Origin of the sequence: Pseudomonas putida, assembly GCF_003228315.1 — a bacterium.
Classification (GTDB): domain Bacteria; phylum Pseudomonadota; class Gammaproteobacteria; order Pseudomonadales; family Pseudomonadaceae; genus Aquipseudomonas; species Aquipseudomonas putida_S.
This window is the reverse complement of sequence record NZ_CP029693.1, coordinates 3,592,696-3,606,820: the sequence shown is the minus strand read 5'-3', so window position 1 is coordinate 3,606,820 and position 14,125 is coordinate 3,592,696. Positions and strand designations below refer to the sequence as shown.

Sequence of the window (14,125 nt, the reverse complement as noted above, 5' to 3'; positions counted from 1 at the left end):
AAACTACAGACTTTCAAGCAGGGAGATGTAGGGCGATGAAAGGCCACCCAGACGTTATCGATTACCTCAACACGTTGCTCACCGGCGAACTGGCCGCGCGTGATCAATATTTCGTGCACTCGCGGATGTATGAGGACTGGGGTTTCACCAAGCTCTACGAACGAATCAACCACGAGATGGAAGAAGAGGCCGGTCACGCTGATGCACTGATGCGCCGAATCCTGATGCTCGAAGGCACGCCACGCATGCGTCCGGACGATCTCGATGTCGGTACTACCGTGCCCGAGATGCTCGAAGCTGACCTGCGGCTTGAGTACAAAGTACGCGCCGCCCTCTGCAAGGGCATTGAGCTCTGTGAAAAGCATCAGGACTACATCAGCCGCGAAATCCTCGAAGTCCAGCTCAACGACACCGAAGAAGATCACACCTACTGGCTGGAGAAACAGTTGGGTCTGATCAAGTTGATCGGTATCCAGAACTACCTGCAATCTCACGCCTGATTTCACAGATACAAAAAGCCCCGATCACCACTGAAGTGACCGGGGCTTTTTCATGGGCCTGATTCAGGCTCGGTCACGCTCCAGAAGGGGTTTGAGGTAATAGCCAGTATGAGACTGCTTCATCTCGGCGACTTCCTCAGGCGTGCCCACAGCGATGATCTGCCCGCCCTTGGAGCCACCTTCCGGCCCAAGGTCCACCAGCCAGTCGGCGGTCTTGATCACATCCAGGTTGTGCTCGATTACCACCACCGTGTTGCCGTGATCGCGCAATCGATGAAGTACGTCCAGCAATTGCTGAATATCCGCGAAGTGCAGGCCGGTTGTCGGCTCGTCGAGAATATACAGAGTCTTGCCGGTATCGCGCTTGGATAGCTCGCGGGACAGCTTGACCCGTTGAGCCTCGCCACCGGACAGCGTGGTCGCCGATTGCCCCAGCTTGATATAGGACAGACCGACGTCCATCAGTGTCTGTAGCTTGCGCGCCAGGGCCGGTACTGCATCGAAGAATTCCCGGGCTTCCTCGATGGTCATCTCGAGGGTCTCGTGAATGCTCTTGCCCTTGTATTTGATCTCCAGCGTCTCGCGGTTGTAGCGCTTGCTCTTGCAGACATCGCACGGCACATAGATGTCCGGCAGGAAATGCATCTCTACCTTGATCAGGCCATCGCCCTGGCAGGCTTCACAGCGCCCGCCCTTCACGTTGAAGGAGAAACGCCCGGGACCGTAACCGCGAGAGCGGGACTCAGGCACTCCTGCGAACAGTTCGCGAATCGGTGTGAAAAGCCCGGTGTAGGTCGCCGGGTTGGAGCGCGGTGTGCGTCCGATCGGGCTTTGGTCGATATCGACGACTTTATCCAGGTGTTCCAGTCCCTTGATGCTGTCGTGAGGGGCCGCCTCGAGCGTCGTTGCACCATTCAGTGCCGTGGCGCTCAAGGGGAACAGAGTGTTGTTGATCAATGTCGATTTGCCCGAGCCGGATACGCCGGTCACGCAGGTCAGCAGGCCGATCGGGATTTCCAGATCGACGTTGCGCAGGTTGTTGCCACGGGCCCCCTTGAGAGAGAGCGACAGCTTCTTGTTGCGCGGCGTGCGCTTGGCCGGGACTTCGATTTTCACCCGACCCGACAGGTACTTGCCGGTCAGCGAATCGGGATGAGACATCACCTCATCCGGGGTGCCTTCTGCGACGATGCTACCGCCATGGACACCAGCACCCGGACCGATATCCACCACGTAGTCAGCCAGGCGAATGGCGTCTTCGTCGTGCTCGACCACGATCACCGTGTTACCGATGTCACGCAGGTGCTTAAGGGTGCCCAACAGCCGGTCGTTATCACGTTGATGCAGGCCAATTGAAGGCTCATCAAGGATGTACAGGACGCCGACAAGGCCGGCGCCGATCTGGCTGGCCAGGCGAATGCGCTGCGCTTCCCCGCCCGAGAGCGTATCCGCGCTGCGATCCAGGGAGAGATAGTCAAGGCCGACGTTGACCAGGAACTGCAGTCGCTCGCGGATTTCCTTGAGGATCTTGTCGGCAATTTCGCCACGACGGCCGGTCAGCGACAGACCCCCGAAATACTCACAAGCGTCACCGATTGGCAGATTGGTCACCGCCGGCAGGTTTTTCTCGCCCACCCACACATGCCGCGCTTCGCGTCGCAGGCGGGTGCCACGGCAATCCGGGCAGGACTGGGTACTCAGGAACTTGGCCAACTCTTCGCGCACTGAAGCCGACTCGGTTTCGCGATAGCGACGTTCCAGGTTCGGCACGATGCCTTCGAACGGGTGCGAACGTTTAACAATGTCGCCGCGATCATTCAGGTATTTGAAGTCGACGTTCTGCGAGCCGGTGCCGTGCAGGATCTGCTTCTGCTGATCGGCCGGCAGTTCATTGAACGGCACTTCCAGGCTGAACTTGAAGTGGGAGGCCAGCGACCCGAGCATCTGGAAGTAATAGACGTTGCGCCGGTCCCAGCCCCGAATCGCGCCCTCGGCCAGTGTCAGCTCACCGTTGACCAGTCGCTTGATGTCAAAGAACTGCTTCACCCCCAGGCCATCGCAAGTCGGGCATGCACCAGCCGGATTGTTGAAGGAAAACAGTTTGGGTTCGAGTTCGCTGATGGCATGGCCGCAAATCGGGCAGGCGAAGCGTGCGGAGAAGATCATCTCCTCGCCAGGCTCGTCGTCCATCGGTGCCACCAGGGCGATCCCGTCCGCCAGCTTCAGCGCGGTCTCGAAGGATTCGGCCAGGCGCTGCTGCAGATCGGCACGGACCTTGAAACGATCCACCACGACGTCGATCGTGTGTTTTTTCTGTTTGTCGAGCTTGGGCGCTTCGTCCAGTTCATAGAGTTTGCCGTTGATCCGGGCACGAACGAAACCCTGGGCGCGCAGCTCTTCAAAGACCGACAGGTGTTCGCCCTTGCGCTCGCGAATTACCGGGGCCAGCAGCATCAGCTTGCTGCCCTCTGGTTGGGCGAGGACAAGATCCACCATCTGACTGACCGTCTGCGCTTCCAGTGGAATATCGTGGTCCGGGCAGCGCGGGATGCCGACACGCGCATACAGCAGACGCAGGTAGTCGTAGATCTCGGTGATGGTGCCGACCGTCGAGCGCGGGTTATGCGAAGTCGACTTCTGTTCGATGGAGATGGCCGGCGAAAGGCCTTCGATGGTATCGACGTCGGGCTTTTCCATCATCGACAGGAACTGTCGGGCGTAGGCCGACAGCGATTCGACATAGCGGCGCTGGCCTTCGGCGTACAGTGTGTCAAAGGCCAGCGACGACTTGCCGGAGCCGGACAGGCCGGTGATAACGATCAGCTTGTCCCGTGGCAGGGTCAGGTCGATGTTTTTCAGGTTGTGGGTTCGAGCCCCACGAATCAGGATCTTGTCCAAGGTGGCCTCGCTTGGCGGGCGTCGAAAACGTAGGAGTATACGGCCAAATACTGGATGGATGCACACTATTGAATGATGTCATTACAGCCTTTGATGAAAGGTCTTTCATCTACGCGCGGCAAAGCGTCGCGATATACCCAGCCAATCGATGGGACTGGTAGAATCGCCGCCGGTTCACATGAGGTTTTTCCATGCACGATCCCCACAGCGAACGCATGAGTGGCAGCGAGACCCGCGCGGCGAGTGGTCTGGCCCTGGTGTTCGCCTTCCGTATGCTGGGCATGTTCATGGTGTTGCCGGTACTGGCGACCTATGGCATGGACCTCGCCGGAGCTACCCCGGCCCTTATCGGGCTGGCGATTGGCGCTTACGGCCTGACCCAGGCGATTTTCCAGATTCCCTTCGGGATCATTTCCGACCGCATCGGTCGCCGTCCGGTGATTTACCTGGGGCTGGTGGTCTTCGCCCTCGGCAGTGTACTCGCCGCCAGCGCCGATTCGATCTGGGGCGTGATCGCCGGTCGTATCCTGCAAGGCGCCGGGGCGATTTCGGCTGCGGTCATGGCGTTGCTCTCGGACCTGACCCGTGAGCAGCATCGCACCAAGGCCATGGCCATGATCGGCATGACCATCGGCCTGTCGTTTGCCGTAGCCATGGTGGCCGGACCGTTGCTGACCCGTGCCTTCGGCCTGTCCGGGTTGTTCCTCGCCACGGGTGGCATGGCGCTGTTCGGTATCGTGATCGTGATGTTCATGGTGCCGCGCTCCACAGGCGCCTTGCAGCACCGTGAGTCAGGCGTCGCGCGCCAGGCATTGATACCGACGCTCAAGCACCCGGACCTGTTGCGCCTGGACCTGGGCATCTTCGTGTTGCACGCGATGTTGATGTCGAGCTTCGTGGCGCTGCCGCTGGCACTGGTGGAAAAAGCCGGGCTGCCCAAGGAGCAGCACTGGTGGGTGTACCTGACTGCGTTGCTGATTTCCTTCTTCGCCATGATCCCGTTCATTATCTACGGCGAGAAGAAACGCAAAATGAAACGAGTTTTGCTCGGCGCCGTCATGACGCTGATGCTCACTGAGCTATTCTTCTGGCAGTTCGGTGACAGCCTGCGGGCTCTGGTGATCGGTACGGTGGTGTTCTTCACCGCGTTCAATCTTCTGGAGGCCTCACTGCCGTCGCTGATCAGCAAGGTTTCACCGGCTGGCGGCAAGGGCACGGCGATGGGCGTCTATTCCACCAGTCAGTTCCTCGGTTCGGCATTGGGCGGGATACTCGGCGGCTGGTTGTTCCAGCACGGCGGTTTGTCGGTTGTGTTCCTGGGATGCGCCGGTCTCGCTGCCCTCTGGCTGGCCTTTGCTGTTACCATGCGTGAACCTCCCTACGTGACAAGCCTGCGCTTGCCGTTGTCGCCCGAGGCGATCCGCGAAGCGGGTCTGGTAGAGCGCCTGAAGGCTGTCGTAGGGGTAACAGATGCGGTGATCGTCGCGGATGAAGCGGCGATTTACATCAAATTGGACACCCAACTATTGGATCGCACCACCCTGGAAGACCTGGTGAACAACCCGGCCGGGGCAGCGTGCGTAGCCTAGGAGAATGTAATGGCCCGTGGGGTTAACAAAGTCATATTGGTAGGCACTTGCGGCCAGGATCCTGAAGTTCGTTACCTGCCGAACGGCAACGCCGTGACCAACCTGAGTCTGGCGACCAGCGAACAATGGACCGACAAGCAAACCGGTCAGAAAGTCGAAAAGACCGAATGGCACCGCGTATCGATGTTCGGCAAAGTGGCGGAAATCGCCGGCGAATACCTGCGTAAAGGTTCGCAAGTCTACATCGAAGGCAAGCTGCAGACCCGCGAGTGGGAAAAAGACGGCATCAAGCGTTACACCACCGAAATCGTGGTCGACATGCAAGGCACCATGCAACTGCTGGGCGGCCGTCCACAACAGGGCGACCAACAAGGCGGTGGCAACAACTACCAGCAATCCGCGCCACGCCAGCAGGCTCCTCGCCCGCAGCAGTCGGCACCGCAGCAGCGTCCAGCGCCACAACAGGCCGCTCCGCAGCCAGCTCCGGATTTCGACAGCTTTGATGACGATATCCCGTTCTAAGCAATAGCTTCGAACAAAACAAAGCCCGGTATCCCAAAAGGATGCCGGGCTTTTTATTGCTTGCAATTTCTCAGTCGAGTATCAGGTGTGGCAGAAATCGGCTCGAGTCCTTGGTGATCAGGCTGTTGTCTTCCCGAACACCGATGCCCGCTGCCTGGTCGCCGATGACCCAGGAACCAATCAGCGTATAGCTGTCATCGAACCTCGGAAGCGGCGCGAATTCCTGCAGGATGAACGGCGCATCCGTGTAGGGCCCATCCTCTTTCACGATCAGGCCTTCAATGGTTTGCAACTCGATGTTGGCGCCTTCCCGGGAGAAGAACGGTTTGCGCACCCAGCCTTTGGGCACCGCTTTTCCGGGTTCGGCATCCAGATGGGCCACCAGCAGGTTCGGGTGCCCTTTGTTGAATTCCCACAGCAGCGGCAGGATGCCCTTGTTGGAGATGATCGACTTCCAGGCCGGCTCGAAAAACTGCGTATCGCTCTGCGCAATCGCTGCACCAAAGGGTTCGTGGAAGATGAACTCCCACGCATGCAGCTTGAAGAGGTGAGGAATCCAGCGATCCTCGAGGTCGACGAAACGCCCATCGCTGGTGAGCCCGATGTCCTCGATATCGATGTGCCGTGATTCGATGCCGACCTTTTCTGCGATCAGGCGCAGGTAGTCGGTGGTGCCTCTGTCTTCGACCGAGTCTTTCATCGACGCGAAGTAGAACGGCTGCTTGAGTTGAAGCTGGGCGAAGGCCTGATGCAACTTGGTGTCGATGCTGTTGAACTGATCGACCTCCTTGGGCAGCAAGCCGCGTTCGATGCATTGTTCCAGCCAGCCCCACTGAAAGGCCGCGGCTTCATACAGGCTGGTGGGGGTGTCGTAGTTCAGCTCCAGCAACTTGGCGGGACCGGTGCCGTTGTAGGAGAAATCCATGCGCCCGTACAGGTGCGGATGGCCTTCGAGCCATGACGTGCGTATCAGGTCGTAGAAAGGCGCGGGAATGCTCATTCGCCCGAGCAATTCCTCGCTCTGGACCACACGCGCCACCAGATCCATGCACATGTCATGAATCTCGGTGGTCGGGTCTTCCAGGTCGTTTTCGATCTGCTTGAGGCTGAACTGGTAGTACGCGCTTTCGTCCCAATAAGGTTCATCGTCGATGGTATGGAACAGAAAGCCGAGGCTCTCGGCCGTCTGTTTCCAGTCATGCCGAGGCGTGCAGTGGATTTTCTTCATGGCCGGGCTTTCCTTAACTGCTCGATCCGCCGCCCCAGCCGCTGCGGGCACTGGCCTTGCTGCCGAAACCGCCACGGGAGGTGGAGGAGGCCACGGAGATCGGTTTGCTGGACGAGCGGATACTCGAGGTGCTGTAGCCACTGCCGTACTTCGCCTGGTTGGACCGGGTGAACGTCGTGCCCTTGGCGATTCGCTGGCTGAGTGTCGAGGACGCGTAACTGCCGCGATCATCGCGATAGCGGTACACCGGCTCCGAGTAGTAGCTGTTTCGGTTGTTGCTCAGCATGTTGCCGATCAGCAGGCCGGTCAGCAGGCTGCCGGTGGAGAACCCCGAGCCGCCATTGTTGGCTTCGGATGCAGGCAACTGTGCCCGTGCAGCATCGACCTGGGATTGAGTGACCTGGCCATCCGCCGTCAGCTCAAAGCCGCCGAGCCTGGGGATAAACTTGCCGTTCGAGTCCTGCTGGCACCAGTCGGTAACGAAGTCGGCGTCGCAATCGGCCTGGCTGTCGTACACCGGGGCGATGCGGCGATGCTCGGCCAGGGCGGTCATGTAGGCGTCGGAGCAAACGTCCACCGGGAGTTTTTCATCGGCACACTGCTGAACCGACTGGAAGTTGTACTTCTTCTGCACCGAGTAGGTTTTTTCCGTCGGCCCGCAGCCTGATATCGCCATGGCGACCGACGCGGCCAGCGAAAGCTGTACGTACGTGCTTCGTTTCATCCGGATCTCCGCGCGGTCAGTTCTGGGAAGGGGTCATGCACGCGGCGTTCAACATGCCGACGCTGATGGCCACTGCCGCCACGTAGATACCCGCCGCGATTTCACCTTTTTGAATGCGCTCGGAAGCGCCCTTGAGCACCAGGCTGGTCATCAGGAACGCCAGCAACTGGACGAAAGCGGCGATCACGGCCCAAATCACGAAATCCAGGATGCTGATCGAGTAGGCGATGACATTGCTGGCAGGAATGGCGAAACCGATGACCGCGCCACCGAGGGCGATGGCCGCGGCAACGTTGCCGGAGCGGATCAGTTCGAATTCCTTGTGGGGCGTGATTCGGGTGTAGACCCACTGGAACAGCGCGAACAGCACCGCGGCGCCGAGAAGGTAAGAAACAAACCCGAGCACGGCGGCTTTGTTCAACGAAATGGAGAGTGCTTCGAGCATGGAAAACGTCCTGTTTAAAAAACGGTCAGATCAGTGGTGTACAGCGAGATGCCCCGCGATGTGCTCAGACTGATAGTGCCTTCGGCATCTTCTTCAACGGAGAACAGCAGGAATTCCCGGCGATTGGTCAGGCCTGTGTCGCGGGCGTACAGCATCGAATGGTGCTCGATGCGGTAGGTCTCATTCTGGTTGCTCAGGTGCTCGCTCAGCGCCACCAGTTCCGTCTGGCCTGCCTCGCTGCCCCATTCGCGGGTGTATACAACGCCGTCATGAGTGAAGGTCGGCAAGCCGATCAGGCTGTCGGGGCCGGCCAGTTGTCGAAGCTGCGCTTCACTGTTGATGGTGATGTAGTCGAGGTAATTGAACAGGATCACCGACTCGACCTGGCCGGCGACATCGCCGGTGGTGTGCACCTGCAGCCAATGGTCTTCGTCGTTCAGGTAAAAGCGGGACAGCCAGGTCGACTGGCCCAGTTCAATGGTGCCGGCGCTCCAGACCTGCTGGGACTCGGGGATCGCGACAGAGGTTTTGCCGTCCAGCAGCAGCTTCAGGGTCGAATCGAACATCACACCCTTGCCGAATGCCAGGCCCAGCGGCCCGGTGGGTGTCTCATTGAACGGCACGTTGTCGTTGGCGATCCACTTGGAGTCCGCATTCGGGGCCTCAAGCCCCATCAACTTTTTAAACCATCCCATTAAAGACTTCCTTGAGGGGCAGAGGCGAGGCAGGCGCGTTCCTTCGATTCGGCAAAATGAAAGAAGGGCAATCTATGCCCTTCCTGTTGCGCGACTGCCCGCTGGATTACTCGGCCGATTGTTTTTTCAGGCGTTCGAGAATGGCGTTGGCGCTGCCGGCGTCCGGCGTGATGCCGGCCTCGCGCAGTTTGCGCTCCAGATCGTTGCCGTTCGAAGCATCGGCCAGTTCATCCTGGGCACTCAGCTCAGCCGCGCGCTGCTGTTGCTTGGCTTGCAGGCGATTGAGGGTGCCGACCGCGGTTTCCAGCTTGCCATTGGCGCCGCCACTGGCAATCGAAGCGCTGACCTGGGCCTTCTGCACGCTTTCGCGGGCCTTGGCCATGTCCACTTGCTGGCGCAGGCTTTTGATCCGCGCCTCAGCCTTGTTGATGTCCTTGCGCATGTTGTCGGCGTAGGTGCCGAACTCGGTGGCTTGCTTTTGCTCGGTATCCAGATCGTTGGTCAGCGTCGAGATGGCCTCGGCCACTTCGAGCGCCAGGTCTTCGCGGTTGGCCTGGATGGCGGCCAATGCCTTGGACTCCAGGTCCTTGATCTTGGCGTTGTACTCGCTGACGCGGTCCGCCGAGAGTTTGTGTTTGGCCATGATGGTGACCAGTTCGCGCCGGGCATTGGCCAGGGCGCTGTCGGCGTCGCGGATTTCCTGGTCGAGGATGCGCAGGGCCTGCTGGTCGACGATGGCTTCGCCGACTTCGCTGGCGCCGCCGCGCAATGCGGTGAACAACTTGCTCCAGATGGACTGAGTCATTGGAAATTCCCTGTTTGCGAATGGCTTGGAAGATGAGGATTACTTGAAGAAGTGTTCGAAGGCTTCGCTGGCGCGATGCACGTTGTCCACCAGGGTTTTGATCTCGGTGACCACGTTGGTCAGGCTGGAGTCGGAGCTCAGCGCGCCGAACATGTTGTAGACGGTCTGCCCGTTCGGCATGGACTCGATACCGATCGAGGACAGCGGGAACAGCTCGCGGCTGCGCAGCACGGCATCGTTGAAGGCACGCACGTCACTGATCGAGTCGATGTCGACCAGTACGGTGTCGACAATGATCTGCTCGCCAACCACCGCGACGTAGATCGGCAGCCCGCCGGACTCGTTCATTTCCAGCTTGATGCTGGATTCGGAGCCCTGAACGAGAGAAAGGGTGATTTCTTGCGATACCACTTCGTCCAGAGCCTGAAGGGCGGTGAACAGGCGATCGATGGTCCAGTTGTTACCTGCGCTCATGTAATTCTCCGACATGAATGAGCCAGCCTGAATCGGTTGGCGTAGCTGTTGCTCCATTTGCTTGAGCAGGCTTCGGTTTTCGGGAAGCACCCAAGCCTCGTGTTTCACATAACCGGCGGCGGCCAGTCCAGCGCGCATCTGCTTCATGTAGAAGCTCGACGGCTTTTTCGTGGACGGTTTCGAGCGCTCTTCCTTGCGGCTTGCCGGTTCGTTTCCGGGTCCGACAGGTGCATCTGATGGAGAGCTGCTTTTCATGGTGCCATTCCGTTACGAAAACTCACGCGTGGAAACACTACAGTCAATTCCGGTGACTCACAATGGCTCACGCGTGAGATTTTCTGACACACAAAAAAGAGTGAGATTTACAACGAACTGTAGGAGCAAGGCCTGCCCGCGATAGCGATCTCAAGGACGCCATCGCGGGCAAGCCATGCTCCAACGAGGAGGGGGTTACGCAGACAGGAACTCTTCGGTGGACACCACCTTGGCGTAGGCAAAGCCCAGCGCCGACATGAACGCAGCATGCACATGGGCCGCCGGAACGGTCAGGCCATTGAACTCCAGATCGCGGGAGGCGCAGGCGTCGTGGATCACCGTGACGCTGTAGCCCAGATCGTTGGCGGCACGGGTGATGCCATCGATGCACATGTGACTCATGCTGCCGGCCACCACCAGTTCCTTGATGCCTTGTTCGTCGAGGATCGACTGCAATTCGGTTTCACGGAACGAGTTGACGAAGTGCTTGAGCACCACCGGCTCATTGGCCTGGTTGAGGACTTTGGGGTGCAGTTTTGCGCCTTCGGAGCCAGGGGTGAAGAACGGTGCGGCGTCTGAGGTGAATTCGTGGCGAATGTGCACCACCGAATCGCCCGCCTCACGAAAGGCCTTGAGCAGGCGCACGGCATTGTCTGCGGCGGCATCGGCACCGGCCAGCGGCCACTTGCCCTGGGGGAAGTAGTCGTTCTGGATATCTACTACGATGAGTGCTTGCTTGGCCATGACTGTTTCCTCTAAGTGGGGTTTGGGTGTGGAATGAAGTATTGGCGCTGACGCGTCTGGCCGGGATTGGCCGCACCGACAATAGAAGGGGGAAAACTGACAATGGATGCACAACGGGCAATCGTCGAACTGGGCGTGTTGATCTATCCCGGCGCCCAGATGGCGGCGGTGCATGGCTTGACCGACCTGTTCGGGGTGGCCAACCGGATCGCCGCCGAGCACCAGGCGGCGCAACTGCCGTTGCTGCGCGTCAGCCATTGGCAGGTCGAGGGCGATCAGGCGCCGGTTCGGGTCTATGACAGCCACGGCGGTTCCGACGGTGCTCTGGTGGCGGTGTTGATCCCGCCGTCGATTGCCGGGTTCAGCGAGGGCCAGGCACCCCGGGCCTTGCTCGATTGGCTTCGGCAGCAGCACGCCAGTGGCGCGACCCTGGGCGGTGTATGCGTGGGGTCGCTGCTGTTGGCCGAAAGCGGTTTGCTCGACGGCCGTAGCGCCACGACTCACTGGACGTCGGCCAAGTCCTTTGCCGAGCGTTACCCGGCGATCAAGCTCAAGGCCGATACGCCTATCGTCGATGACGGCGACCTGATCACCACCGCCGGCCTGATGGCCTGGTCCGAACTGGGCCTGCGCATCGTCGACCGCTTGCTGGGGCCGAGCATCGCCACCAGCACCGCGCGTTTCCTGGTGGTGGAGCACAGCGACAGCGCCAGTGAATGCGGCAGCAACTTTGCGCCGATCCTCAGCCATGGCGATGCCGCGATTCTCAAGGTCCAGCACTGGCTGCAAAGTACCGGCGCCACCGATGTCTCGCTGACGGCGATGGCCGAGCGCGCGGGGCTGGAAGAACGCACGTTCCTGCGGCGCTTTCGCGCGGCAACCGGCCTCAAGCCCACGGAGTACTGCCAGCACTTGCGAGTGGGCAAGGCGCGGGAAATGCTCGAGTTCACCAATGGCACCATCGATCACATAGCCTGGACCGTGGGTTATCAGGACCCGGGGGCGTTTCGTTCGACCTTCAAGAAAATCACCGGGCTGGCGCCGAGTGATTATCGGACGCGGTTTGGGGTCACCCCGAATGCCGCTGCACGATAGTTACCCCCCCCTGAACCCCTGTAGGAGCGAGCCTGCTCGCGATTGCGCCAGCCCATTCAATGTGATCTGTCTGATCCACCGCCATCGCGAGCAGGCTCGCTCCCACAAGTCGTGCAAAATGCCGGAAATCTAAGCACCTTCGTGCAGAATCAAACAGGCCTCATGCCATCACCACTCTCTCAACCGTCTGACTTCAAAAGCCTTTCCCCGTCACCGCGATTGGCCTGATCCCTGCACCCCTTACGCTACATTCATCCAGCACCGATCGAAGGGGGACGCATGACCCCGACAAACCCCAGAAAGCTGGTGGTCGCCCATTCCGTGCGCCCCGATGCGCCGCAGCATGAAGTCGAAACCAACCGCGCGCTGGCCAAGTGGCTGGCGCAAATTCTCGGGCTCAAATTCGGCGGCAGCCATGACCCGCAGCAGCATCGCGATAAAGACATTTACCTGCTACCTACGCAAACGCTGGTGGGCGCAGAAGCTGCCCGGCAATTGGGTGTCAAAGGCCCGAAGGACCTGTGGGGCGGTTATGTCGAACATGACTTCATCTGCACCAAGGCCATCACCCATGGCCTGTTGAATGGGCAGGCCCAAGCCCCCCCAGGCTGGGCGCCGCTGTTTTCCGAGCGGGTACGCGGTGTAGTGCTCGACGGCCTCAGCGTGTTTTCCCTGGATGACGCGCGACCCGCTGCGAAACAGTTGCTGTACAGCGGCCCGATCCGCCTCAAGCCGATTCACGCCTGCGCCGGGCGCGGTCAGGAGGTGATCGACAGCCTCGACCGGTTCGACGAAATCCTCGCTCGCCCCGAAGCGAGAGACCTGTTCACCGAAGGCGTCGTGCTCGAGCAGGACCTGGATCAGGTGGTCACCCACAGCGTGGGTCAGAGTTTCTTCGGCGACAAAGTGCTGAGTTACTGCGGTGATCAATACTTGACCAGGGATGCCGAGGGCGAAGAGGTGTACGGCGGCTCCAATCTGCTGGTAGTGCAGGGTGGCTACGACGAGCTGTTGAAACTCGACCTCACCGCTGACGTACGCCTGGCCATCGGCCAGGCCCAGGTCTTCGACAACGCCGCGGATGAAGCCTATCCGGCTTTCTATGCCTCGCGGCGCAACTACGACATCGCCCAGGGCATCGACTGCAACGGCAAACAGCGCAGCGGCGTACTCGAACAATCCTGGCGCATGGGCGGCGCCAGCAGCGCCGAAGTGGCGGCCCTGCAAAGTTTCGTCAACAACCCGCGGATGCGCGCGATCCGGGTGTCCAGCGTGGAGACCTATATCGATCAGCCGCTGCCGGCGGACGCCATCGAGGTCTATCGCGGCCCTGCGGAAAACAGTGAATTCCTACTCAAATATGTGACGGTCAAACCCTATGACGGCTAGAAGCGAAAGCATTCAAATCGACATTGATGACGAGCAGATGAGCGGGACCTTTCTCAGTCCCAAATCGAAGGTCCCTGGCGTGCTCTTCGTGCACGGTTGGGGCGGTAGCCAGGAACGGGACCTGGAACGGGCCAAAGGCATCGCCGGCCTGGGTTGTGTGTGCCTGACCTTCGACCTGCGTGGCCACACCGGCGGCACCGGTATTCCACTGAGCCGGGTAACCCGCGAAGACAACCTGCGGGACCTGCTGGCGGCCTACGATCGCCTGCTCGCGCATCCGGCGCTCGATACCTCGGCGATTGCCGTGGTGGGCACCAGTTACGGCGGCTACCTGGCCTCGATCCTGACGTCGTTGCGTCCGGTGCGCTGGCTGGCGTTGCGGGTGCCGGCGCTGTATCGCGACGATCAATGGCACACACCCAAGCGCGATCTGGACAAGCTCGATTTGCGCGATTACCGCAGCACGCTGGTGCGCGCCGACAGCAATCGGGCGCTGCATGCCTGTTCGCAATTCACCGGGGATGTGCTGCTGGTGCAGTCCGAAACCGATGACTACGTGCCCCACGCGACCATCATGAGCTACCGCGCCGCGTGCCAGCAGACGCACTCGCTGACGCACCGCATCATTGATGGGGCCGACCATGCACTGAGCGATCCGGTTTCCCAGCAGGCCTACACCTCGATCCTCGTGGACTGGATCACCGAGATGGTGGTCGGGGAGCGGTTGAGCATCATTCAGTCCAGGTAAACTTGTGGGGTTCT

14 protein-coding genes are annotated in these 14,125 nt (G+C 60.1%); 6 read left to right on the top strand and 8 right to left on the bottom strand.

The genetic code is table 11. The annotated features are described in order from the left end of the window. Window positions 1-35: 35 nt before the first annotated feature. Window positions 36-500, top strand: a complete 465-nt coding sequence (gene bfr, locus DKY63_RS16790; protein WP_110965125.1) for a bacterioferritin — start codon at window positions 36-38, stop codon at window positions 498-500. A 63-nt stretch (window positions 501-563) separates the two neighbouring features. Here bfr and uvrA read toward each other — a convergent pair whose 3' ends face one another. After that, the gene (gene uvrA / locus DKY63_RS16785; protein WP_110965124.1) at window positions 564-3,398 is read right to left on the bottom strand and encodes an excinuclease ABC subunit UvrA; all 2,835 of its coding nucleotides are present in this window, start codon (window positions 3,396-3,398) and stop codon (window positions 564-566) included. A gap of 191 nt (window positions 3,399-3,589) precedes the next feature. Between uvrA and DKY63_RS16780 the strand changes: the two genes are divergently transcribed. After that, window positions 3,590-4,987, top strand: coding sequence for an MFS transporter (locus DKY63_RS16780; RefSeq protein ID WP_110965123.1), 1,398 nt, complete (start codon window positions 3,590-3,592; stop codon window positions 4,985-4,987). 9 nt (window positions 4,988-4,996) lie between these two features. Continuing rightward, window positions 4,997-5,509, top strand: coding sequence for a single-stranded DNA-binding protein (locus DKY63_RS16775; RefSeq protein WP_110965122.1), 513 nt, complete (start codon window positions 4,997-4,999; stop codon window positions 5,507-5,509). 70 nt (window positions 5,510-5,579) lie between these two features. Here the strand turns inward: DKY63_RS16775 and DKY63_RS16770 are convergent, their stop codons facing one another. The 7 genes from DKY63_RS16770 to DKY63_RS16740 form a co-directional block, all read right to left on the bottom strand. After that, complete coding sequence (locus DKY63_RS16770; RefSeq protein WP_110965121.1) at window positions 5,580-6,737, bottom strand: glutathionylspermidine synthase family protein; 1,158 nt, start codon at window positions 6,735-6,737, stop codon at window positions 5,580-5,582. A gap of 13 nt (window positions 6,738-6,750) precedes the next feature. Then, window positions 6,751-7,461: a DUF1190 domain-containing protein gene (locus DKY63_RS16765; RefSeq protein WP_110965120.1), complete on the bottom strand. Its 711-nt coding sequence runs from the start codon at window positions 7,459-7,461 to the stop codon at window positions 6,751-6,753. 16 nt (window positions 7,462-7,477) lie between these two features. After that, the gene (locus DKY63_RS16760; RefSeq protein WP_110965119.1) at window positions 7,478-7,906 is read right to left on the bottom strand and encodes a DUF350 domain-containing protein; all 429 of its coding nucleotides are present in this window, start codon (window positions 7,904-7,906) and stop codon (window positions 7,478-7,480) included. A gap of 14 nt (window positions 7,907-7,920) precedes the next feature. Further along, on the bottom strand, window positions 7,921-8,601 hold the full coding sequence (locus tag DKY63_RS16755; protein WP_110965118.1) for a DUF2491 family protein: 681 nt from the start codon (window positions 8,599-8,601) through the stop codon (window positions 7,921-7,923). 106 nt (window positions 8,602-8,707) lie between these two features. Then, on the bottom strand, window positions 8,708-9,406 hold the full coding sequence (locus tag DKY63_RS16750) for a PspA/IM30 family protein (RefSeq protein ID WP_110965117.1): 699 nt from the start codon (window positions 9,404-9,406) through the stop codon (window positions 8,708-8,710). 39 nt (window positions 9,407-9,445) lie between these two features. Then, a complete protein-coding gene (locus DKY63_RS16745; RefSeq protein ID WP_110965116.1) occupies window positions 9,446-10,027 on the bottom strand; it encodes a YjfI family protein in 582 nt (193 codons plus the stop codon). Between the two features lie 303 nt (window positions 10,028-10,330). Next, window positions 10,331-10,879 (bottom strand): cysteine hydrolase family protein, encoded by a 549-nt coding sequence (locus DKY63_RS16740; protein ID WP_110965115.1) that lies wholly within the window; start codon window positions 10,877-10,879, stop codon window positions 10,331-10,333. Between the two features lie 102 nt (window positions 10,880-10,981). Here DKY63_RS16740 and DKY63_RS16735 point away from each other — a divergent pair, with 102 nt between their 5' ends. The 3 genes from DKY63_RS16735 to DKY63_RS16725 all read left to right on the top strand — a co-directional run bounded on the left by DKY63_RS16735 (window position 10,982) and on the right by DKY63_RS16725 (window position 14,111). Further along, window positions 10,982-11,974: a GlxA family transcriptional regulator gene (locus DKY63_RS16735; RefSeq protein ID WP_110965114.1), complete on the top strand. Its 993-nt coding sequence runs from the start codon at window positions 10,982-10,984 to the stop codon at window positions 11,972-11,974. A gap of 279 nt (window positions 11,975-12,253) precedes the next feature. Next, complete coding sequence (locus DKY63_RS16730) at window positions 12,254-13,363, top strand: DUF3182 family protein (RefSeq protein WP_110965113.1); 1,110 nt, start codon at window positions 12,254-12,256, stop codon at window positions 13,361-13,363. After that, window positions 13,353-14,111 (top strand): alpha/beta hydrolase family protein, encoded by a 759-nt coding sequence (locus DKY63_RS16725; protein ID WP_110965112.1) that lies wholly within the window; start codon window positions 13,353-13,355, stop codon window positions 14,109-14,111. The genes DKY63_RS16730 and DKY63_RS16725 overlap by 11 nt, the downstream gene beginning before the upstream one ends. Window positions 14,112-14,125 lie beyond the last annotated feature (14 nt).